The following is a 22,832-nucleotide window of genomic DNA, read 5'->3' as shown; positions in this document are numbered from 1 at the left end:
GATTGACTCGACTAAGCCCCTGACTGTATATCGAAATTACTTCAATATAGAGTCAGGGGCTTTTTTATGTCTAGCGAAACTCCATTGAACCCAACTTGCTGTCTACCTTATTTAAATGCGTGTTCGATTCGATTATCGAAGTTTAAACCGTATTTTTGAAATTTAAATAAAATAGTTTAATTCGAAAAGTTACGCTACACTTCTTCTTATAAATTACTGACTCAATCATGCTTTTACGACTAACTGGACTCACCTATGACTTTCGCTAGCCCTATCAAAAATATGGTGACGCATGCTAAGAAACCCCCATTTTCGATCACATCAGTCGCCTTGATAGCCGCGGTAGCATTACTACCTGCGTGCAGTACGGTATCAGTGAATAAGCAAGCGTCAGCGAAGACGATTACTGCGCAGCGCGGTAATATTATCACTACCAAAAAATTAAGCAGTGATACGGCATCAGCGCTCTTATCGGCAGGGCTCAATGAGCAAGCCTGTATGCAGCAGTTTGATTTATGCCTCACTCAGCTTACTGACAGTATTTTGAATAAACACTACCGTCCTACTTTGGCAGTTTTTGCAGAGTTACACTACGCAAAAGCGCGACAGCTTTCTGCCTCTCAGGACTGCCGCAATGCGCTGGCTCGCCCGCCACTTGATCCTTATTATGCCAACGCACCTTTAGAGGATACAGAAGCTAAAGTCCAGCAAGAAAACACCAATCGCTGTCTAACAGGTTATCAAGAGCGGCTATTCGATGCTATCAAATCCAGTTATACCTATTTATTTTATGACAGTTTGACCCATGACTTTGAGGGCGCAGATCAAGATAAAAGTCCCTCTCAGTCACAGAACCGTATTCCAAATGACACCGATATTCAGACCCAAGACATCTATAATGCCGCCAGTAATGATGTGATAACCCAGCTTTATAGATCAACCAACGGCTCAAATAAATTGATGGGCGGCACCAAAGTAGACTATTTGCCCACATCCGCTAGCAATCTTAATGACAGTAACCAAGCCGCGATTGCCAATTATTCACCGCTCAAGGGCAAACCTACTGATCAAGTCAACGTCATGAAAATACAAATTGATGATTATGATCTTGGTGTTTATTTGCCTAATGAAAATAACTATTTGCAAAATGCACATAAGCAGACCTCTGCACTAGCAGACTTGGTTTCCACTTACGAATTACGCCTCTCTGGGCTTAACTCAATCAGCAAACGCCCAGGCTTAGGTATCAGCTTGGTGGCCTCACTGGATGACCGCTATACCACCACAATTCGCCAATTATTAGTGTCATCATTGTCAGGTCGATTGACCAATGAGAAAGATGGAGACACAGATGAGAGCAAGCCAAGTTCGCGTATCTACCCTACTGGACATTTGCTATTAACAGGATTGATTGAACCAAGCGGCGATAGCGTATTGGATGTACTAAGCAGTCGCAAGCTCGATATTCATTTATACAACCCATACCAAAGCGAAAGCGTTAACATCCTTAATAGTGACTATCCACTGGCGGCTAACTTTTCTGCAGGTTATGGCTTGTGGCTGTCAGAGAACCAGCTAGATGGCGTCGGTTATCTCAATTTAATCACTCGCCAGCCAGAGGCCAGACTGCCCAAATTATTCATGCTTGAGCCTTATGATCCCAACAAGCGCGTCCTGATTATGCTGCATGGTTTGGCTTCTAGCCCTGCCACTTGGGTCAATTTAACCAACGATATTCTCAACGACGATAAGTTGCGTGATAACTATCAAGTGTGGCAGATATTCTATCCAACCAATTTGCCCATTTTAGAAAACCGTTATCAAATACAACAGTTAATCAACAGCACCTACGAGCAAACTGATCCTAAAGGACAAAATCGTGCCAGCAAAAACAGCGTGATTATCAGTCATAGTATGGGTGCCATTATCGCTCGCATGATGCTATCTGATGAGAACTTGGTCGATGACCTAGATCGACTAGACGATCAAAATGTGCTGTCTGATAGTGAAAAACGTAAGATTCGTGACGCACTTAAAGCATCATTTGGCGAAGATCAGCTAAAAGAACGCTTTGAGCTACAAGCGTTACCACAAGTAGATACGGCTGTCTTTTTATCAGCGCCTTTTCGCGGAACTGACTATGCAGATCGCTGGTTCACTCGGGCACTGCGCCGTATTGTCTATTTGCCAGTCGGTTTGGTAAAAACTGTCACGGACAACTTGGCCACCATTGCCACGCAAGGTGATTTGGCACAAAATCCTTTGGGTGCGTTATATTTACAAAATGGCGCAAGTCAACTGAGCGACAAATCCTCTTTTATACAACTGACGAAAGACATCACCATCAATGATCGTGTGACCTATCATTCTATCATTGCCAATAATGATGCCGATATTACTAAAGGACTGGCGCAAATGCAGCCAGCTGGTGCAAAGGTTGATTTATCACAAGCAGTAGAAGAAGACATTGAAAATGAGACAGTTGGTACAAGTAGCCCTTCTGATAGCTCAAAGCTCTCTGCCCAACCACTGGTTGCAGCCGTCACTGTCAATGAAGATATCAGCCAAGCACTAACTGAACGTTTATCAGATGGTATTGTTCCTTATACCAGCGCTCATCTTGATGGCGCGGCTTCTGAGACGATTATCAGCGGTGGTCATAGCATTCAAACTAACCCGCAAACTATTTTGACATTGCGCCAGATTTTACATAAACAATTGCAGGAATAATGATTGCTTGTGTCATATAGCGCTGCACTGGTCTTTGCACTTTAAAATTAAGAGTAAAGCAGATGGCTTTGCAACTTTGTACTCTGTTGGATATTTGTGCCTATACTAGGACAAAAATAAAACATTACTGTTATTAAGGTAAACTTGATAACACTTTGTTTTCCCAAGCGATTAGTCTGATATATCTGGGTTTATCTCAGCAGTTTTTAATGACTATCAGGTATGCGACCAATCTGTTGCGCAGCTTGCGTGTGCATCGAGGGAAGCGCATAATATATTGACAGCACCTGACAGTAATGTATTAATTTATAGGGATATAAATTACTTAATTCAGCTAAACAGTCGTTAGCTTAGCCGCACTCTATCCCTAAGATTGCTCGCTAATCAACACTGAGCCATTGCCCGTACTATTTTTTACCTTAATCTATAGACGACTGCGGGCAGTTACTTGAGCGTTTTATGGAAGCCAGCGCTATTCAGCTAACAGATAAGGGTAACCGTTTATGTTCGCTACGTTTATGATTGACCAGCTCGATGCGCTGATGCTCGCGCGTATCCAATTCGCTTTTGTTATCTCGTTTCATATTGTTTTTCCCGCGTTTTCTATCGGACTTGCCAGCTGGTTAACGGTACTTGAATTCCGTTGGCTCAAAACAGGCGAGCCTATCTATGCTGAAGTCTACAAGCATTGGGTCAAGATATTTGCCGTTGTTTTCGGCTTAGGCGTGGTATCTGGTGTAGTAATGTCCTACCAGTTCGGTACTAACTGGGCGGTCTTTTCTGACAAAGCCGGTAACGTGTTGGGCCCACTACTCGCCTACGAAGTATTGACCGCGTTTTTCTTAGAAGCGTCCTTTTTAGGTATTATGCTATTTGGTTGGGGGCGCGTGAGCAAGCGTATGCATTTCGCTTCCACTGCCATTGTCGCCATTGGTACACTGATTTCAGGCTTTTGGATTTTAGCCGCCAACAGCTTTATGCAGACGCCGCAAGGCTTTATGATGGGCGCAGATGGACTTTTATATCCTACCAACTGGCTTGAGATCATTTTTAGCCCTTCATTCCCTTACCGCTATGCTCATATGATGACAGCGGCATTCTTGACGACTGCCTTTGTCATTGGCGGGGTTGGTGCTTATTATATTCAATCTAAAAAGCATACCGAACACCGTCAACATGGTCGCGTTATGCTAGGTATGGCCATGATTATGGCGATATTTGTCGCACCCGCTCAAGTATTGATTGGCGATGAGCATGGTCTGAATACTTTAGAGCATCAGCCAGCCAAAGTCGCAGCGATGGAAGGTATTTGGGAGGATGAGCGCGGCGCAGCGTTACGCTTATTCGCTATTCCTGACCAAGAAAACCAAACCAATAAATATGAAATAAGCATTCCCTATGTTTCAGGTTTGATTCTTACCCATTCGTTAGATGGGGAAGTTAAAGGTCTAAAAAACTGGGCACCTGAAGACCAACCACCGGTCATGATTGTATTCTGGGCATTTCGCATCATGGTTGGTATTGGCATGTTAATGGTGCTAGTCGGCTTATTTAGTCTCTATAAATACTTTAAAAAACAGCAATATAATCCCGAAAGTGTCTGGTTCCACCGTGCTTGGATGATGATGACCCCACTCGGCTTTATCGCATTACTGGCGGGCTGGTTTGTGACCGAGACAGGACGTCAACCGTGGACTGTATATGGTGTGATACGAACCGCAGAAAGTATGTCACCGCTCGCAGCACAGCAAGTGGCAACCACGTTGATTGGTTTTATTGTCCTCTATATATTTGTCTTCGGTGCAGGCAGTTTTTATATTCTACGCTTGATTGCTCAAGGGCCAAAACCGTACGAAGATCCTGCCGATGATAATTTCTATGAGCACTCAGTGACCGAAAGCCAAGGTCGTGCGCTCAGTGGCGATAGCAATCCTGCTAAGAGTACTGAAGAAGATATAGATACTCCTGCAAACGACGTCGATGATGGAGGGTTACGCTAATGTTTAACTACGGTGATGTATTAGACTTACCTTTAATTTGGGGCGGACTGATCGCTCTATCCGTCTTTATCTATGTATTGCTTGATGGCTTTGATTTAGGCTGCGGCATCTTGTTTCCCTTTGCTGGCTCAGATAAAAACCGTAGCCGCATCATGAACTCTATTGCCCCGTTTTGGGATGGTAACGAGACTTGGCTAGTATTGGGCGGTGGCGGCTTGTTCGCTGCTTTCCCAGTGGCTTATGGCATTATTATGACGGGGCTTTATCTGCCTGTTACTTTTATGCTATTCGGTCTAATAATGCGCGGTGTGGCATTTGAATTTCGCTTCAAAGCATCGTCACGTCGTCACGTATGGGATACTTTCTTTTTTGTTGGTTCAGTCGTTGCTACATTCTCTCAAGGTATTATGCTTGGGGCGCTTGTACAAGGTCTTGAGGCAAGCAACCGCCTCTATACTGGTGGGCCATTTGATTGGTTAACACCTTTCTCGATCGTCTGCGGCTTTGCGATGATTATTGGTTACGCCTTACTTGGCTCTACATGGCTCATTATCAAAACTGAGCATACCCTACAAGTCTGGGCACGCAAAGTGTCTGGCTGGATGCTGTCTGCTTTGGTAGTGGCAATGATCGTCGTCACAGCGTTTATGTATTTTTCAGACATTAATGCCCTCGAAGGCTGGTTTGGCTTCCCAGGTCTATTATATCTAGCGCCAATGCCAATTATAGTTTTACTATTATTTTTCTTGATGCGTAAAGACTTAAGTGGCGAGCGCGAATATCGTCCTTTCTTGTTGACTGTGGCACTGTTTTTGATGGGCTATATCGGGGTTTGTTTCGCAATGTTCCCATACATCGTACCGTATCAGATGACGATTTATGAGGCAGCCGCAGCTGACACCTCACTATCCTTTATGTTAGTTGGTGCCGTCATAATGCTACCGATTATCCTGAGTTATACCGCTTTTGCCTATTACACCTTTAAGGGTAAAACGGGACATGAGCATATGTACTAAGGGTAAACAAAGGATATAAAAATGTGGCTACTGCAAATATTAGCAGTGGCTACACTTTTTAAAGCGCATTAACACGTAGTAGGAGGCGAGCATGAAGAAGCTCAGTAAGAAACAGTCACAATGGGCATGGTTCATTGGGCTATATATAGCAGGGTTTGCAGTTATTTTTACGATTGCTCAATTGATCAAGTTGGCTATGGGCATCTAGCAATCATTTGCAGCCCACTTAGCCATGGCTATATCACATAAAAAAGCAGCGTCGATGAATCGGCGCTGCTTTTTTATGTGATTACTTATATAAGATTAATAAGAATTAGGCATCTTAATCTAAGCGCCTTGATGGTGATCAACACCGTTACTTTTGATAAATTCATTTACCTGCGCTAAGCGTTCAGGCGTGCCCACATCTATCCAATTATCAGAAATGATTTCAGCCGTGATTTGGAACTTTATCATCGCTTGCTTGAGCAATGGTGCCAACGCCGCTGGCTGACCTGATACCAACCCATCGACCAATCGTGGTGACATCACACTAATGCCAGCAAAGGTGTATTTGTCTGCATCACCAATCGGCTGCTCGCTGGCTAAACCATTATTGATGGCAAAATCACCGCCGTTATTATGCTCTGGATTGTCAATCAATAACAGATGTGCGCGCTGATCAGCGCCAAGCTTATAATCTCGCAACTGCGCAAAATCATAGGTCGTCCATACATCTGAGTTCACTAAGATAAATGGCTCATCGCGCAGCTTGCCAGTTTGTAACGCTCGAAAAATACCACCTGCGGTCTCTAGAGGCTCATCATTCTCTACTGACCAATGTAATTTAACACCGTATTGACTGCCATCACCCAGTGTATCCATCAGCTTATCAGCCAGCCATGACGCATTAATGGTGATATCAGTGATACCAGCCGCTTGTAGCGCTTTAATGTGCCAGACGATAAGCGGTTGCCCACCCACCTCTACCAGAGGTTTGGGCGTATCCAGTGTTAACGGACGCAGACGCGTGCCCTTACCAGCAGCCAAAATCATTGCTTGGGTAATCATTGCTCGGTCAATCTCAGACATGTGCGCTCCTTTTTTTATTTTATGGGATTATACATTCAGATTAAAATTTGCTAATGTTTTAACGTAACTTATCAAATGAGCATTACTTATCAGATGAGCATTCGCGTCAAATAAAGCTCGCAAGTGGTTCGTTCTAAATATATTGCTGTACAAACTTACTCTGATAAGCTGGCAGTATATTATCCCTGAGACTCTCATTAAACGGCGCTACTGCTCGTTGCATATGCGGTCTACCGTGCGCCTCTAACCATTCTAACTCGAACATTAAATCACGCATCACCTTAGGTATATCCGCCAAATAGCGGTCTTTGCCATCTCGCTCAGACAAGCGAATAAAAATCCCCAACACTTTTAAATGTCGCTGCACGCCCATGACATTCATATCGTTTTCGAGCTGCTTTATGCTATCTACCGTAGTCAAGCCTGCCTGCTTTTGCAACTGCCAAAAATCATTAATCCATGCAGAGACTTGGCTCTCTGACCATTCTACATAAGCATCTCGCAGCAATGACACCAAATCATAGGTATAAGAGCCGATGACGGCGTCTTGAAAGTCAATCACGCCTAAGCGCGAGCGATCCGCTTGGTCTTGCATCAAATTGCGACTGTGATAATCACGATGGACGATGACTTGTGGTTGCTGCAAAATCTCTTTTATCAAGGCTTCTTTTAAAGTATTCCATAATGCTTTATCAAGCTCGACACCGATATAAGGTATAAACCAATCGCTAAATAAATCCATCTCACGATCTAATAACTCGGTATCATAATCTGGCAGTTGATGTTGCGACTTTGCTGTTTCAACTGGCACGGTCTGTAGCGCGACCAACGTCTGCATTGCCAACTGATAATGCTCATCTATCTGCGCAGGCGTCGCATCAACGAGCAGATGGGCGAACTCTATCGCACCAAAATCCTGTAACACCAAAAATCCTTTCGTCACATCTTGCGCAATGAGTGTCGGCACATTGATCGCTGGTGCCATCAGCTTAGTCACATTGATAAACTGGCGCATGGCGTCTTGTTCGTCCGCTGAATCCATGACAATATAATGTGCGACTGTCGTGTCATTACTGTCTGACAGCTGGATTCTATGGTATTGGCGAGCACTTGCGTCACCGGGTAGACTATCGAGTTGGAACGTTTGACCAGCAAATACTTGCTGCAACCAGCTCTCTAATTGTTGTAGACGGCTATTGAGTTTGGTATCGATCATATTAGGCTCTAAAAGTATTTTATCAGTCATAATGGGCATCGCAGGTTAAATATAAGTCATAAACAATTAAAGTAGTGATAAGTCAGGCAAAACCTTGTTAAAATAGCAACGTCTTGAGCCAAAAAAAACTGCGATAGCAAGCGTATTGGGATATCATTCGACATCTAGCGCTGAGCATAACCTCAGCAACCATTCAAAAAACAGCTCGGCTATATTATAAATTTTGGTAAATAGTGTAGCTGATTTGGTTTTTTTTGACTATGATTAGTCGTCATTATATGTAAAACAGCCAAATTCTTAAGATAGCATTATCAATCAATGATTTTTTAGTCGTTTATTAACCGCCATACATGATTAATAATATGGTTACTAAATTCAGTATCGCAATCCAATAGGCTCTGCAATCATAGGTGTGCCCTTGTTATATTCTCCGCTTTACCAAAGCATCCGTTTGATCTTATTTGGTGCCTTAGGCTTGTCCAGCCTAACCGTTAGTGCTGCGCCCAGCAATGCTGACACACAGCAAACTGAGTCGCTAATCACTGACAGTAGCACCCGTTATGTCTCTGATGTTACACCTGATGCCAATCGCAGTAGCGTCCAAAAAGACAGCGAATATAATGATATCCGCTATCAAAAAACTGACTTTCAGCGTAATACGTCTCAAAAGGCTGCTACTGATAACAATATTTCAGACAGTAGTTTTGACAATACTTTTAATGAAAGTACCTTTAGTGAAAGCCCCTTTAACGACAGCATCTCTAATGAGCGTGCTATTAATAAAAGCCCCTTAGACAACCGCCCTCTAGAAATTACCGCCATTAACGAGAGTGATGATCAAGGTTTTATACCAGCAGCAGATACGATTTCGACCACTCAAAACAATAGCACTGCCCAGCTTGCTGAAACCACTGCACCTAAAGCCGCACAGAAGACTGGTAAAGTTGATGTGAGTGATGAAAGTATTCAAGATAGTCTGCTGCGTTTAGCAGAGTTTTATGAGCTGACACCTGATACAGATGCCTCAACGTTAAACAATAGTGATAATGCTAACCAAGATATCATTCAAAACGAGCTAACACCTACCCCGCAAACCATTCCAAAAGTGGGTAAAAACTTACAGTTATTACCGAATGCCGTAGATAGCGCCCAACGCTGCGAAGGTCAATGGGTTTATCCAAAGAGCAACCCCAACTATCAACGCGCGGTCAATGAGGCGGGAGCAACCAATGGACAGCCTGCGCCAAACTTAAATGGTCTCCCGAATAATCAAGCGCCGCTGTTTTCAGAATCAGATTATGGTTATTACGACAATGTCGACTATGCAGAGCTGTCGGGCAATGTCATCATCAATCAGGGTACCCAGCAGATAGAAGCAGAAAAAGTCTTGTTAGATTTGAGCAATGGCATTGCCGCCGCTCAAGGTAAAGTCATGTTTACTGACCAGGCGACAGGTCAGCAAGTATCACGCAGCAACGCACTAAAGAGCAATACACCAAACCGCTCATCGAATAACCCCCAAGCCAATTTCACTGAAAAAGCATCAAAAGGCGGGCTTATTGGGGTCGCCGATAGTTTAAATTATAATACTGAAACTGGACAGTCGACAGCCAATGATGTGGCTTTTGCTAGTGTAGAATTGCAAGCTCATGGTTATGCCAAGCGCTTGAACAGACCGAATGACAGTCAATATGAGCTAGATGATGTCATGTTTAGTACCTGTCCACCAACCAATCGTAAATGGCAGTTTGATGCCAAAAGCATTGATTTAGATACCGATACAGGTCGCGGCGAAGCCTATAACACTACTTTCCGTATCGCTGACGTGCCTGTGTTCTATTTGCCTTATTTCAACTTCCCGATTGATAATCGTCGCACCAGTGGTTTTTTATTGCCGAATGCCAGTATCAGTAGTGAAAGCGGTCTTGAGGTTGATATACCCTACTATTTCAATTTGGCACCCAATTATGATGCCACGCTCAATACCCATATTTATACCGATCGCAATCCTATGGTGTCAGGCGAGTTTCGCTATCTGACCGAAAGTTACGGCGAAGGTATTTTTAATGGTTCATATTTGCCTAATGACAAAGAGTACAATGACGAAGACCGCTCTAGCTTCTTTTATGATCATTATTGGTCATCTAAGAGCATTCCACGCTTAAGCGGTGATGCAAAATACAGCTATGTGTCAGATTCAGACTACCTCAATGATTTTGACACACTGGGTCTATCAGACAGCACCATAAACTTACCACGCCGTGCGCGTGTCAATTATTATAATGACTATGTTGATGGTGAATTGAAGGTAGAAACCTTTCAAACTCTAGACGCTTTTACCAGTAATGGTAAACCCTTAGAAGATAAAGATAAGCCTTACTCAAGATTGCCGCAGCTCAAGCTCGATTATCGACTGCCTTGGGCGAAGAGCTTCGATATCACTGGTGTACACGATTCCGCTTATTTCAAAAAATCCATCGACGATGGCTCTGAGAATGAAAAAAGTGGCGGGCGAATTTATAATAAACTCAGCGCCGTTTATCCAATGGAAAAATCTTGGGGTTATATCAAGCCCAAACTGAGCTTACAACATCTCTATACCTCTTATGACGAGGACAGCTTAGCCGACAATCAGTTGAGTGATAAAGATGGTAGCCAGTCGGTATTTGTACCGCAAGCCAGTATCGATGCAGGTCTGAATTTCTATCAAGCAGGCTCGCCTTTTGGCGCATTCGACGATACCATGGGTGGCTATCGCTTGCTTAGCCCGCGATTGAAATACACCTACTCGCCATATGAAGACCAAAACGATATTCCAAACTTTAATACGCGTATTGCCTCTATTAACTATGAACAGCTGTTCTCTGACAGTTGGTTCTTAGGGCATGATCGCTTGCAAGATTTGCATTCGCTTACTCCTGGTATCAATTATCGTTACATCGACGCAACGGGTGTGACACGTTTTGATGGTAGCATTGCAGAGCAGTTTTATATCGATAATGGACGTGTTACGCTTGATGATCAGCAACCTGTCTTCACCTCTTCATCTTCAGGGATGGTTTGGGATACCAGCACGCAGCCTTACAACAACTTTTGGGTTGATGTTAGTGGCGCACTGACCAATGATTATGATTTAAATTATATTACGACTGAGCTGCGTTATCAGCCGTCTGACAACAGCTTGTTTAATGTTGGATTTGTCAAACGTCAACGTGATGAAAACACCGATCAGCTGCCGCTCTCTGCTTTTACCGCATCGGCTGTCTTTCCAATCAATAACAGCTGGCGAATTTTGGCTCAAGGTCAATACGATTACAATCGTGATAAAGTTCTTGATTCGTTGGTCGGCGTTGATTACGAAGATTGCTGCTTTGGTTTTGCAGTTTATGGTCGTCGTTACTATAATGACTTAAATGTCAAAGACAAACCAACGCAAGCTATTATGGCAGAGATTAGATTGAATGGTTTGGGTAGTGGTAGCAGCCGCCTGACTCGCTTACTCTCTGATAAAATCTTGGGCTTTGAACCTGTCCAGACTGCTTGGAAAGATTAAGACCGTGCTTGTATAAATATTTTTGCTATGTATTTCATAACCTAGTTTGTAACCCTATTATGGTCAACGCTGCCTAATATTTGACTGTTAAAAGTATTAAACAGCGTTGACCAACTACCATCCGATGCGATGACATTGATGAGGAGCATCATGAGATTTTTTTCTTTACGTCAAACCAGCCGTGCTGTATTGCTATCTATGAGTGCCAGCCTTGCGCTTACATTGAGCGCCCAAGCTGCCACCGTTAAACCTGCAAAATCACAAGCGCCTCAAGCAAATGCCGTGACCGCGCAGAATAACGTCAATCGTTTGACGCCAGCCAATAGCACCGACGGCATTATTGCTTTAGTCAATGAAAATGCTATCTTAAAGAGCGATTTGATCGATGCTATCACCCAAGCACAAGCACGTGCACAAGCGGCTGGTGAACCAATAGCAAACTCAGCACAGCTACAGTCTGAGGTGTTAAATGCGCTCATATTGCGTGAGTTACAACTGTCCATGGTCAAGCGCGTCGGTTTAAACCCTGATGAAGCGGCTATCAATCAACGCCTCGGTCAAATCGCTCAAGCAGAAGGGCTGACGAGCATCTCAGCTTTGCAACAGCGTTTGGACGCAGCAAAACCTGGTAGCTATGCGGCGCTACGTGCGCAATTAATCGAAGATGCAGCCATTCAAGCCTTGCAACAGCGCCAAATCGGTAACCGCGTGCGCATCAGCGAACAAGATATTGATGCATTTTTGGCCTCGCCTGAAGCCAAGCGCTTAAACCAGAGTGAGTATCAAACGATTCATGTACGAGTACCTTACATGGATGATTACAGCCGACTATCAGAAGCCCAACGCAATGAAGCGTTAAAGGTAGCAGAAGCTCTGCGTACTCGCCTGCTTGCACCAAACGTTGATGTCGCTGAAGCGGTCGCTGCTAGCCAAGGCAACTATCCTATTCCGCTACAAGGTGGCGATATGGGCTTTCATAAAGCTGCTTCTCTACCTACAGAGCTATCAAGTGAGATTACCAAACTTGAGGTTGGCGCGGTCAGCGCACCATTAATAACGCCTGAAGGTATCGATATCATCAAACTTGCTGACAAAAAAGCCAGCGACACCATGCTGATACCGCAGTGGCGTACTCGTCACATATTGGTGAAAGTTGATGAGCTACAGACAGACGCGCTTGCTGAGCAAAAGATTAATGATTTGTATGAACAGCTACGCAGCGGCGCTGATTTTGCTGGTTTAGCATCGACCTATTCAGATGATCCCGGTTCCGCTGGCCGCGGTGGCGATCTTGATTGGGTGAGTGAAGAAGATATGATTGGTCCATTCGAAGCCATGATGAAAAACACGGCGGTTGGTGACTACTCTGCTCCTTTCAAAACCCAGTTTGGCTGGCATATATTGAAAATAGAAGGCAAACGCCAACAAGATGTTAGCGATCAATATCGTCGCAATATGGCACGTCAAGCGCTTTATCAGCGCTTAGCACCGCAAGCCAAAGAAGACTGGCTACAAGAGCTACGCGCAGGTGCTTACATCCAAGTACTTGGCTAACTGATATAGGCATCGATAAGTCAAATCTAATAATGCTTTGTCAAAAAGGGTATATGCTAATGCATGTACCCTTTTTTTATTGACGTTCATTTATGCGCTAAAAATAATCAGAAGGTCATCTCAAATATATTGCAGCATGTCCAAACACAAGAATATCGAATAAAATAAATGTAAGCATTACACACACAAAGAAAAGCCCCGAACCTAGGGCGATTGGTTAGGGGCTATGGCGCTTCATATTGTTGTTATTATTTCTTCCATGCTGACTCATCCTAAGTCATAAACAGTATCCTATAAGACAGCGGGCTGACCTGTGCTTTTATTGATACTGTCTCAACACTGCATCCATGCGTATCCTTGTGTTGATGCAGGTATTGTAGGGTAATCAGTTTAATGCGACTAGAGGCTAAAGACCTTATTTAACGTAAGCATATGCTTACAGCCTCTTTTAACATTGCATCATACGATGGCTATAGTATTGGCAGGCTATCAACCCTAACTTCTCTGCTCTTCTGCATGTTCCTTTGAGACTTTTTCACCTTCTTTTTTACCTTCTATTATTTTATGATCGGTCTCTTCAATATCTTCCGCTTCTGCAGTAGGGGCATTTTGCGCTTGATTGCTCTCCTCTTCTGGTTCGTATTGTAAAGTCGTCATAACAGGAAAGTGATCCGAGCCTATCGAAGGCATACGCCGAATATCCACTACCGTAAAGCAAGCACTATGGAAAATGTGATCAAGCGCCCAACGTAAAAATGGATAGCTGACATGAAACGTATTGATAAAATGTCGACCAATACGCGGATCCAACAATCCTGAGATACGTTGAAAGCGTCGAGTCGTCTTTGACCATGCTACATCATTGAGGTCGCCTGCCAATATCGCCGTTTGCTTGTTTTCTTTGATGTGTTTGCCAACCATCAATAGCTCAGCATCGCGGGTAGTAGACTTATCCGCTTCCGTCGGGCTTGGCGGCATGGGATGCAAGCAATACAACCAAATCACGCGACCACTTTGCAGGCGCAGTTGGGCATGAATAGAAGGTATGTCATCAATCATCAAGTACTTAACTTCAGGATCAATCAGCTCAAGCTTAGAATAAAGATGCATCCCATATAGATTGTCTAGTGGCACTTTCACGGTGTAAGGATAATCAGCCTCGATTTGATACAGTGCTTTTTCCCATTTGTCATCACTCTCTAGCGTAATTAAAATATCAGGCTGTCTTTGCTTCACCAAATCCACCAGTTTTTGGGTGTCATCATTGGGCGTTAGTACGTTTGATACCATTATTTTTAGTTGATGCACCTGCCCTTCTGGCTTGTCTTTTGCCTTTTGAACTTCTTTTTTCCATAGCTTGGTATAAGGCAATACCATCCTGAGCTGAAAGGCTAATGTAATGCTTAAGACGATAAATAACAGCCACTGTCCCAGCTGCCACTCTGACCAAAAAATCAGCATACCAATCCAAGCGATGACACCCAACACCATGATCTGAATACGCGGAAATTCAACACCGCGCACCCACCAATTATCCAGTGGTATCCAGCCCCAAATCGTCACAAATGCAATGAACCCTGCTAGCCACTGTATGCTGTAATATAATAGTGAGAGATCCATAGTATGTATTAGCCGTCTATTAAATGATGAATATCGCCATGGTTTTAACTGAACTGACGTTAGCTGTTTACTTTAGCATTTCAGAAGGTTATCGCCTACTAATGAGCATGGATTATTCGTTAACCGCTATAAAACATTACACTTTTAATTCGCCCACCATAACGGGTACTATGGACGAACTTATTTTTAGGGCTATCTATTTGTGGCGAGTGAGGCGTCGATACTATCGCCATTAGGTTAATAACTTAAAGTTATACTGAACATCATTAATAGTGTATGAAAAACCACTAAAAACGGCCAAAACGCCTTGCTTTTTATGGCTATTCACGGCATTGTTATCGGCTGGCAATGCAACAATTTATGGTAAAAAGGATTGAGTTTCATGAGTAATTTAACAGTAGGCTTGGTAGGCTGGCGCGGCATGGTCGGTTCAGTATTAATACAACGTATGACTGAGGAAAAAGATTTTGACGGTATTACACCCGTGTTTTTCTCAACCAGCAACGCAGGTGGTGATGCCCCAAGCCTTGATGGTATTCATACCGGCCAATTAAAAGATGCTCATGATATTGACGCGCTAGCTGCTTGTAATGTCATCATTACCTGCCAAGGCGGCGACTATACTTCGCAAGTCCATCAACCGCTACGTGATAGTGGCTGGAATGGCTACTGGATTGATGCGGCAAGCACCTTGCGAATGGAAGATGACAGCATCATCATTCTCGATCCAGTCAATCGCGCCGTTATTGACAGCGCCCTAGCCAATGGCAAAAAAGACTTTATCGGTGGTAACTGTACCGTGTCATTGATGCTCATGGCGATTGGTGAGCTGTTTAATAAAGGCTGGGTAGAATGGGTCAGCGCCATGACTTATCAGGCTGCTAGTGGTTCTGGTGCTAACAACATGCGCGAATTAATCGCTGGCATGGGCGTGCTACACGATGCGGTCAAAGACGAGTTGGCTGATCCTGCCAGCGCCATCCTTGAGATTGATAAAAAAATCGCTCAGACTCAGCGCTCAGATGACTTTCCTAAACAGTACTTTGGTGTGCCATTAGCAGGTAGCTTGATCCCCTATATCGATGTTCAGTTAGAAAACAAGCAATCCAAGGAAGAATGGAAAGGCGGCGTCGAGACCAATAAAATCCTTGGTAACGCAGAAGCTGATAAGATTGCTATCGATGGCATGTGTGTGCGCGTTGGCGCGATGCGCTGTCATGCGCAAGGCCTTACCATCAAGCTCAAAAAAGACATTCCGCTAGAAGAAATCGAAGCAGCACTTAAAAACAGCGGCAATGAGTGGTTGGACTTGGTCGAAGACGACAAAGAAGCGACTATGAACCGCTTAACGCCAGTAGCCGTGACTGGTACATTGACAGTTGCACTAGGTCGCTTGCGTAAGCTCAATATGGGCCCTGAGTATCTAGGCGCATTTACCGTTGGTGATCAACTATTATGGGGTGCAGCCGAGCCGCTACGTCGTATGCTGAATATCATCCGTGAGCAAAAAGACTAAGTTTATTTTCTTAAAAAGTCAGTACAAAAAAGACAGCAAATGCTGTCTTTTTTTATGGGCATGCCACTTCCAAAAATTTGAATAGCACGGCAAACAAATGCAAGTCCTACTTATAATAAGCTCAGCAAATGTGACAACGCTCATCTTATACTTTGAGGCTAGTATTACTTTGGCTTGTAAGCAATCATCACTTCATTACGGCGCAAAAAAGGCAGCGTCCAAGGCGGATTATAACGTGCCAGTTCAGGCTCGCCCGTTATAGTCAAATTTTGGGTTTGCATCCAAAATTGTAGCTCTTCCGTTTTAGTCGCTACTTTTTTACTGCCTGCTAACCCTGAAAACTTAATCACACCATACGTCTGTGCTGGCACCTCGGTAATCGTGATGTTTGGATTATTTGGCTTTGGCAGTGTTTGCATCGTGTATTTACTGGGCATAGTAAATTGTACACGCCACTTACCATCGTCTTGCTGCATGCTTACTGGTGCTGTCATCGCAATTTTTTGTGATTCGCTATCACTCTTTTTGTTATTGGGCTGCATCGTAACGGGCGCAGTCATGCTAATTTTACTACTGCCGCCAGCTGGCGCTGTATTATTGCCAAATATATAGTCGGCTAACACTTTAAACCCTTCGCGACTCGCTGAGTCTTGGTCACCACTTACCAACGTTTGCGCTACTAGCTGCTTATCGTAACGACGCAGCTCAAAGTCATCCATTTGCGACAACACTGTATAATTCGGCTCTTCGGTCGCCATAGCTGCTCCTGAGGTTAATAATGAACCACTTAATAATAAGTAGGTTGCCTTTTTCATAGTATGTCTCCAGCAGTTAAAACATCGCTTAGCAATGGTTACTGTCTCGCCATTATGATTTCTACTTTACCAACTACTCATAAGCACTGTCTGTGTCTTTTGGTTATGACAAAATACTATTAACCAAAAGACATATTTGTCAGATATATCAATACCTCATAAACATCCATGTCCAAAAAAACTGCTAACAATGCTATAATTAGCACCATTTTCATAGCTTACATAGCGGTTATCATATGCAATTTGTCTTACATAAAACGGCCAGCGGCGACACGCGTGCGCGCCGTGGTACGGTTCATCTCAATCATGGCGACGTACAAACGCCAGCGTTTATGCCTGTTGGCACTTATGGCACGGTCAAGGGCATGCTGCCACGTGATATCGAAGCCATCGGTGCTGATATTATTTTGGGCAATACCTTTCATCTATGGTTACGTCCAGGTACCGAGGTGATCGATAAGTTTGGCGGCTTGCATAAGTTCATGCATTGGGACAAACCTATATTGACCGATTCAGGTGGATTTCAAGTATTCAGTCTGGGTGCCATGCGTAAAATCACCGAAGAAGGGGTCGACTTTAAATCCCCTATCGATGGCGCTAAGGTATTTCTGTCGCCAGAAAAATCGATGCAAATTCAATATAGCTTGAACTCAGACATCGTCATGCAATTCGATGAATGCACGCCCTACCCAGCCACTCATGATGAAGCCAAAAAATCATTAGAGCTCTCATTACGTTGGGGACAGCGCTGTGTTGATGAGCATAATAGGCTGGGCAGCACCAACGCATTATTTGGTATCGTACAAGGCAGTATGTATCCTGATTTACGTCAGCAATCACTTGAAGGCCTGCTCGATATCGGCTTTGATGGTTATGCCATCGGTGGCCTGTCTGTTGGTGAACCAAAAGATGAAATGATAGATGTCCTAGATTACCTCCCTGATGATATGCCAGCAGATAAGCCACGCTATCTGATGGGCGTTGGTAAGCCTGAGGATTTAGTTGAAGGTGTACGTCGCGGTGTCGATATGTTCGACTGTGTGATGCCGACGCGTAACGCGCGTAACGGTCACTACTTCGTCACAGGCGATGCAGACAATGCTGGTGTGGTACGTATCCGTAACAGCCAGTATCGCAATGACGAAGGTCCATTAGATCCTGAGTGCGACTGCTATACTTGCCAAAACTTTAGCCGTGCTTATCTCTACCATCTTAATAAGTGTAAAGAGATGCTGGGCGCTCAATTAGCGACTATCCATAACTTGCGCTATTATCAGCGTTTGATGCAAGGTATTCGTGATGCCATTGAACAAGACAAATTTGATGAGTTTGTCAGCGAATTTTATAACAAACGTGGACAAACAGTACCTGAGTTAAATCTACGCTAATCATATTTTTGCCATTGTCATAGCTATAAAAAGGGCTTAAGAATTATCTTAAGCCCTTTTTAGTGTGTTGCTTTTATTATTTCTAGTTAATCAGTACTAGCCCATTAACGAGGTTACAAATACCACGAGCACGGCAATTGGTGCTACAAACTTAGCAATGATTTGCCATAATTGCCATGCACCATTAGACAGACCAAGCTCTTGCTGAATACTGCGTTGATCCATTTGCCAACCAACGAAAATAATTGCAGCAAGACCAGTTAGAGGGAGAAGAAATTTACTAGTAATTTTATCCAATGCATCAAAGATGCCATTACCCATGATAGTAAAGTCAGACCATAGGTTAAATGATAGTAGTGCCGCAACGCCTAATAGCCAAATCACCGTACTGGCAACGATGGTTGATACCGTACGACTCATCGGTGTACGTTCTTCTAAAAACTCAACGGTTGGCTCAAGCAATGAGATTGATGAGGTAATAGCAGCAAAAGTAATAAGTAAGAAGAACAATGTACCAATGATCGTCCCTGCACCCATGCTACCAAAAGCGATCGGTAGGCTGACAAAGATAAGACCAGGGCCTGAAGCAGGGTCTAGACCATTGCTAAAGATGATTGGGAAGATTGCTAGACCAGCAGCCAAGGCAATAACCGTATCTAAAATTACAACGGTACGGGCGGTTTTTAGTAAGTTCACTTCACGACCCAAATATGAGCCATAAGCAATCATAATACCCATACCAATAGATAGAGTGAAGAAGGCATGACCCAATGCTGCAAGCATCACATCGCCAGTCAACTTGCTAAGATCTGGTGTAAATAGATAAGCCACTGCTTCGCCAAAACCACCATTAATCATGTTATAACCAACGATGACGAACAAAATCACGCCGAGTAGTGGCATTAAAACTTTAGCCGTAGTTTCGATACCTTTGGTCACACCAATACCGACAATCAAAGCAGTAATAGCCATAAACACGGTATGCCAAATCGTCAACGTCCCTGCTGAAGCCAACATAGCATCAAAGGTCGCAGCAATAGAATCACTGTCTTGACCAATAAAACTGCCTGTACCTGCTTTAGTAATATAGTTGAGTGCCCAACCGCCAATCACACTATAAAACGATAGAATTAAGAAACCACCTAAAATACCTGACGCGCCAATGACGCCCCAACTGCGCGACTTACCTTCACTTGCTGCAACATCCGCAAAAGTGTTGACTGGGTTCTTTTGCCCACGGCGACCAATCAGCCATTCAGCGACTAGAATCGGAAAACCTACCAGCGCGATACAGAATAAATAAGCGATAACGAAAGCTGAACCACCGCTTTCACCGACCATATAAGGAAACTTCCATATGTTTCCCAAACCAACTGCTGAACCAACCGCTGCCAATACGAAGCCAAAACTTGAGCTCCACTGTGCATGTTCTTGTTTATTAATAGCCATTTTTTCCGTCCTCGTGCTTCAATTAACATCACTGATAATCTTCCTTGATTATCATAAATAGCCATGAGAAATATCAGGCTATTCAATAAACACCTCAATGTGAGGCGTCCAGCAACATTAAGAAAGAATTGTTTACAATATCGTAAAGGCTCAGTTTCTGCTAAGCCACCAAAAAAGTCAAGCGCTCATAAACATAAAAAGCCATAACAAATGGTTATGGCTTCTGGTAATTTTATCTATAACTGACAAGAGTTTGGCTAATTAATGAATGCATACTATATATGATCTTAAGTAAAAGCCAATCGCCGTTCTAGCGCACCACACCACGACGACTTTTTTGTAGTGAATCAATGAGCAACTGGATTTTCGGCTCTTTTGGTAGCAGCTCATTATTCAAAACCTCAAGCGCTTGCACGGTCGTCAGACCAGATCTAAAAATCATACGATAAGCTTGACGCAATACCTCAATTGTCTCTTTTGACCATCCTTTACGACGCATGCCTTCCACATTGAGACCATGAGTCGTTGCTGGATTACCAGATACCATGGTAAAGGCAGCTACATCTTTTAGAATCAGACTTGCGCCCCCAATCAAGCTATAGTCATCAACCGTACAAAACTGATGAATACCTGAATTACCGCCAATAATCGTGTGATTACCAATAGTCACATGCCCTGCAACGCCAACATTGTTGGCCAATACATTATGATCGCCAATCACACAATCATGAGCCACATGAGTGTTCACCATCAGTAGATTATGGCTACCTATTTTAGTGAGCTCACTATCTTGTGCGGTGCCGCGGTGTAAACTACAGGCTTCTCGAATGGTATTATGATCGCCAATCTCAAGCCAAGTACGCTCACCAGCATACTTCAAATCCTGAGGATCTTCGCCAATGCTCGCAAATTGATAAAACTCATTGTGTTGACCAATACGAGTCAATTTGGTAACAACTACATGGCGATGCAGAACCGTGTGAGCGCCAATAGTGACCTCATCACCGACGATACAATACGGACCAATGATAGCAGTCTCATCAATTTGGGCGGACGGTGAGATGAGTGCTGTTGGATGGATCTGACTCATAATGTGGGCCTTTGTATGATCTGATGCGAGTAAATGGTAAAACAAATACAGCCAATTTAGTTTTATGGAAAAACCTAAGCATGGCTCTGCTGTTAAATGCGAGTGTCAATTATAATGCTTATGACCCGCTTTGACCTAATTCTTTAGATGCTTTGTTTAAAGAATTAGGTCGGCTACGAGCCACAATAACTATTGGTAAACGTTATTGTTCTTGGCGAGCAATCATTATTTGCGCACTGGCGGCTAACTCATCGTCAACATGTACAGTACAGTCGAATTTATAAATACCGCGCTTCTGCATCACTGTTTTAGCACGGATAGTCAGCTGATCACCAGGAATCACTCGACGCTTAAAACGGACTTTATCAACACCTGCAAACAGATATAAATAACCATCTTCTGCGGTTAGACCAGCACTGATAAATCCGAGCACGCCTGAGACCTGAGCCATGCACTCAACCATGAGTACCCCTGGCATAATCGGCTCATCAGGAAAATGACCATTGAAAAATTCTTCATTGATAGTCACATTCTTAATACCTGTAATGCACTCACCAGGTGTGCAATCAATAATCTTATCTACTAAAAGAAAAGGATAACGGTGTGGCAAATAATGCTTTAACGTATGATAAGTTAATGGCAGCGTAAGACCTTGCTCAGCTAAGCTTTTCATTTCTTTATCATTCAAAATATCGATATCGGTGCTGCTCATAATGGTGCTTCCTTGCTATGTTTCAAATCGCTATGATTTTACTGTGTTTGTATATATGCATTGATATTTGCGCTAATCACGCCCAAGCTGACGGAAGCGTACAGCTGCCCGTCGCCAGTTAGCTGTCGGCATAGCAGCCGTTCCAGAGGAGTATGAACCAGCGGTTTTGATAGATTTGGTTACCATGGTCATCCCAGATAAAGTGACATCATCTGTAATCTCGATATGACCTGTGATACCGACCGCACCGCCAATAATACAGCGCTTGCCGATACTAGTACTGCCCGCGATACCCGTTTGAGCCGCGATGGCTGTGCCATCACCGATACGCACGTTATGAGCAACTTGTACCAAATTATCAATAATAACGTGATTGCCAATGATCGTATCATCAATGGCACCTCGGTCAATGCAAGTTTGACTACCAATTCGCACATGGTTGCCAATTACGACCCGTCCTAACTGAGCAATACGCTCCCAGCCACTGGTACTAGGATCTTTGGTTGGTGCGAAACCAAAACCTTCTGCACCCACACTGACACCCGCGTGTAACCTCACATGATCACCAATGACACAATCATGCCCAATCACCACTTGTGATTTGATAACACCATCAGTACCAATAGTCGTATTTTCTTCGATCACCACATGCGCCGCAAGTGAGCTACGCGCACCAATTTGCACATAATCGGCAATCACACAAAAAGGTCCGATATTCACCTGCTCACCAATGACAGCACTATCAGCAATCACAGCGCTAGGATGAATACCACCAGACAGTGACTCACGAGCAAACAACTGGCTAGCTCCAGCATAAGCTAAGTATGGGCTTGCGACGACTAACGCTATCGCTGTGGAGGGCACTTGGTCGCGATATTCTGCAGTAACCAATACAGCCCCTGCCTCGCTGATAGCCAGACTAGAAATATAATGAGGATCGGCCAAAAAGCTTAACTGATTATGACCAGCCGTGGTCAAACTACCAATACTACTGAATTTTTGACGTAACTGTTTAGCGCTGATTTCAGCCTTATTGGTAATGGGCTGACGCTGCTCAATCCGAGTGATAAGTTGCTCAATCGTTATCATAGTGACTATTAAT

General features: G+C 43.7%; 16 protein-coding genes. 8 read left to right on the top strand and 8 right to left on the bottom strand.

The window, feature by feature from the left end; genetic code table 11:
- Positions 1 to 255: 255 nt before the first annotated feature.
- From AK822_RS04370 to AK822_RS15240, 4 genes are all read left to right on the top strand, one after another.
- On the top strand, positions 256 to 2,730 hold the full coding sequence (locus AK822_RS04370) for an esterase/lipase family protein (protein WP_060490699.1): 2,475 nt from the start codon (positions 256 to 258) through the stop codon (positions 2,728 to 2,730).
- A 503-nt stretch (positions 2,731 to 3,233) separates the two neighbouring features.
- Entirely contained in the window at positions 3,234 to 4,730 is a 1,497-nt protein-coding gene (locus AK822_RS04365) for a cytochrome ubiquinol oxidase subunit I (protein ID WP_060490698.1), read from the top strand.
- Complete coding sequence (gene cydB, locus AK822_RS04360; RefSeq protein WP_045445007.1) at positions 4,730 to 5,746, top strand: cytochrome d ubiquinol oxidase subunit II; 1,017 nt, start codon at positions 4,730 to 4,732, stop codon at positions 5,744 to 5,746. The genes AK822_RS04365 and cydB overlap by 1 nt, the downstream gene beginning before the upstream one ends.
- Positions 5,747 to 5,837: 91 nt before the next feature.
- A complete protein-coding gene (locus AK822_RS15240) occupies positions 5,838 to 5,954 on the top strand; it encodes a DUF2474 domain-containing protein (protein WP_372815413.1) in 117 nt (38 codons plus the stop codon).
- Positions 5,955 to 6,073: 119 nt separating this feature from the next.
- Here AK822_RS15240 and murU read toward each other — a convergent pair whose 3' ends face one another.
- Positions 6,074 to 6,817 (bottom strand): N-acetylmuramate alpha-1-phosphate uridylyltransferase MurU, encoded by a 744-nt coding sequence (gene murU, locus AK822_RS04355; RefSeq protein WP_060490697.1) that lies wholly within the window; start codon positions 6,815 to 6,817, stop codon positions 6,074 to 6,076.
- Positions 6,818 to 6,950: 133 nt separating this feature from the next.
- Positions 6,951 to 8,063 carry an aminoglycoside phosphotransferase family protein gene (locus tag AK822_RS04350; protein ID WP_228139060.1) on the bottom strand — a complete coding sequence of 371 codons (1,113 nt, stop codon included), beginning with the start codon at positions 8,061 to 8,063 and terminating at the stop codon, positions 6,951 to 6,953.
- Positions 8,064 to 8,451: 388 nt separating this feature from the next.
- Here AK822_RS04350 and AK822_RS04345 point away from each other — a divergent pair, with 388 nt between their 5' ends.
- Both AK822_RS04345 and AK822_RS04340 read left to right on the top strand, forming a co-directional pair.
- Entirely contained in the window at positions 8,452 to 11,586 is a 3,135-nt protein-coding gene (locus AK822_RS04345; RefSeq protein ID WP_060490695.1) for an LPS-assembly protein LptD, read from the top strand.
- Between the two features lie 150 nt (positions 11,587 to 11,736).
- Positions 11,737 to 13,140 carry a peptidylprolyl isomerase gene (locus tag AK822_RS04340; protein ID WP_060490694.1) on the top strand — a complete coding sequence of 468 codons (1,404 nt, stop codon included), beginning with the start codon at positions 11,737 to 11,739 and terminating at the stop codon, positions 13,138 to 13,140.
- 495 nt (positions 13,141 to 13,635) lie between these two features.
- On the opposite strand, the gene AK822_RS04335 is transcribed toward AK822_RS04340, so the two are convergent.
- Entirely contained in the window at positions 13,636 to 14,760 is a 1,125-nt protein-coding gene (locus AK822_RS04335) for an endonuclease/exonuclease/phosphatase family protein (protein ID WP_060490693.1), read from the bottom strand.
- A gap of 382 nt (positions 14,761 to 15,142) precedes the next feature.
- Here AK822_RS04335 and asd point away from each other — a divergent pair, with 382 nt between their 5' ends.
- Positions 15,143 to 16,276: an aspartate-semialdehyde dehydrogenase gene (asd, locus tag AK822_RS04330; RefSeq protein WP_060490692.1), complete on the top strand. Its 1,134-nt coding sequence runs from the start codon at positions 15,143 to 15,145 to the stop codon at positions 16,274 to 16,276.
- Positions 16,277 to 16,440: 164 nt separating this feature from the next.
- Here asd and AK822_RS04325 read toward each other — a convergent pair whose 3' ends face one another.
- Positions 16,441 to 17,091, bottom strand: a complete 651-nt coding sequence (locus tag AK822_RS04325; RefSeq protein WP_060490691.1) for an SOUL family heme-binding protein — start codon at positions 17,089 to 17,091, stop codon at positions 16,441 to 16,443.
- 236 nt (positions 17,092 to 17,327) lie between these two features.
- Here AK822_RS04325 and tgt point away from each other — a divergent pair, with 236 nt between their 5' ends.
- On the top strand, positions 17,328 to 18,479 hold the full coding sequence (gene tgt / locus AK822_RS04320; protein WP_060490690.1) for a tRNA guanosine(34) transglycosylase Tgt: 1,152 nt from the start codon (positions 17,328 to 17,330) through the stop codon (positions 18,477 to 18,479).
- A 96-nt stretch (positions 18,480 to 18,575) separates the two neighbouring features.
- Here the strand turns inward: tgt and AK822_RS04315 are convergent, their stop codons facing one another.
- The 4 genes from AK822_RS04315 to lpxD form a co-directional block, all read right to left on the bottom strand.
- Entirely contained in the window at positions 18,576 to 19,928 is a 1,353-nt protein-coding gene (locus AK822_RS04315; protein ID WP_060490689.1) for a sodium-dependent transporter, read from the bottom strand.
- Between the two features lie 310 nt (positions 19,929 to 20,238).
- Entirely contained in the window at positions 20,239 to 21,018 is a 780-nt protein-coding gene (gene lpxA / locus AK822_RS04310; protein WP_060490688.1) for an acyl-ACP--UDP-N-acetylglucosamine O-acyltransferase, read from the bottom strand.
- Positions 21,019 to 21,220: 202 nt separating this feature from the next.
- Positions 21,221 to 21,730 (bottom strand): 3-hydroxyacyl-ACP dehydratase FabZ, encoded by a 510-nt coding sequence (gene fabZ, locus AK822_RS04305; protein ID WP_045444990.1) that lies wholly within the window; start codon positions 21,728 to 21,730, stop codon positions 21,221 to 21,223.
- 72 nt (positions 21,731 to 21,802) lie between these two features.
- The gene (gene lpxD / locus AK822_RS04300) at positions 21,803 to 22,819 is read right to left on the bottom strand and encodes a UDP-3-O-(3-hydroxymyristoyl)glucosamine N-acyltransferase (protein WP_060490687.1); all 1,017 of its coding nucleotides are present in this window, start codon (positions 22,817 to 22,819) and stop codon (positions 21,803 to 21,805) included.
- Positions 22,820 to 22,832 lie beyond the last annotated feature (13 nt).

Origin of the sequence: Psychrobacter sp. P11F6 (assembly GCF_001435295.1) — a bacterium.
Taxonomy (GTDB): domain Bacteria; phylum Pseudomonadota; class Gammaproteobacteria; order Pseudomonadales; family Moraxellaceae; genus Psychrobacter.
Note: the sequence above shows the minus strand (reverse complement) of the source record. Positions and strands in the feature narration are given on the sequence as shown.

Coding starts and splice junctions, on each gene's coding strand:
- AK822_RS15240 (WP_372815413.1), top strand. CDS start 5,838: ATGAAGAAGCTCAGTAAGAAACAGTCACAATGGGCATGGTTCATTGGG.
- AK822_RS04315 (WP_060490689.1), bottom strand. CDS start 19,928: ATGGCTATTAATAAACAAGAACATGCACAGTGGAGCTCAAGTTTTGGC.
- AK822_RS04325 (WP_060490691.1), bottom strand. CDS start 17,091: ATGAAAAAGGCAACCTACTTATTATTAAGTGGTTCATTATTAACCTCA.
- AK822_RS04350 (WP_228139060.1), bottom strand. CDS start 8,063: ATGACTGATAAAATACTTTTAGAGCCTAATATGATCGATACCAAACTC.
- AK822_RS04365 (WP_060490698.1), top strand. CDS start 3,234: ATGTTCGCTACGTTTATGATTGACCAGCTCGATGCGCTGATGCTCGCG.
- AK822_RS04340 (WP_060490694.1), top strand. CDS start 11,737: ATGAGATTTTTTTCTTTACGTCAAACCAGCCGTGCTGTATTGCTATCT.
- lpxD (WP_060490687.1), bottom strand. CDS start 22,819: ATGATAACGATTGAGCAACTTATCACTCGGATTGAGCAGCGTCAGCCC.
- lpxA (WP_060490688.1), bottom strand. CDS start 21,018: ATGAGTCAGATCCATCCAACAGCACTCATCTCACCGTCCGCCCAAATT.
- tgt (WP_060490690.1), top strand. CDS start 17,328: ATGCAATTTGTCTTACATAAAACGGCCAGCGGCGACACGCGTGCGCGC.
- murU (WP_060490697.1), bottom strand. CDS start 6,817: ATGTCTGAGATTGACCGAGCAATGATTACCCAAGCAATGATTTTGGCT.
- asd (WP_060490692.1), top strand. CDS start 15,143: ATGAGTAATTTAACAGTAGGCTTGGTAGGCTGGCGCGGCATGGTCGGT.
- cydB (WP_045445007.1), top strand. CDS start 4,730: ATGTTTAACTACGGTGATGTATTAGACTTACCTTTAATTTGGGGCGGA.
- fabZ (WP_045444990.1), bottom strand. CDS start 21,730: ATGAGCAGCACCGATATCGATATTTTGAATGATAAAGAAATGAAAAGC.
- AK822_RS04370 (WP_060490699.1), top strand. CDS start 256: ATGACTTTCGCTAGCCCTATCAAAAATATGGTGACGCATGCTAAGAAA.
- AK822_RS04335 (WP_060490693.1), bottom strand. CDS start 14,760: ATGGATCTCTCACTATTATATTACAGCATACAGTGGCTAGCAGGGTTC.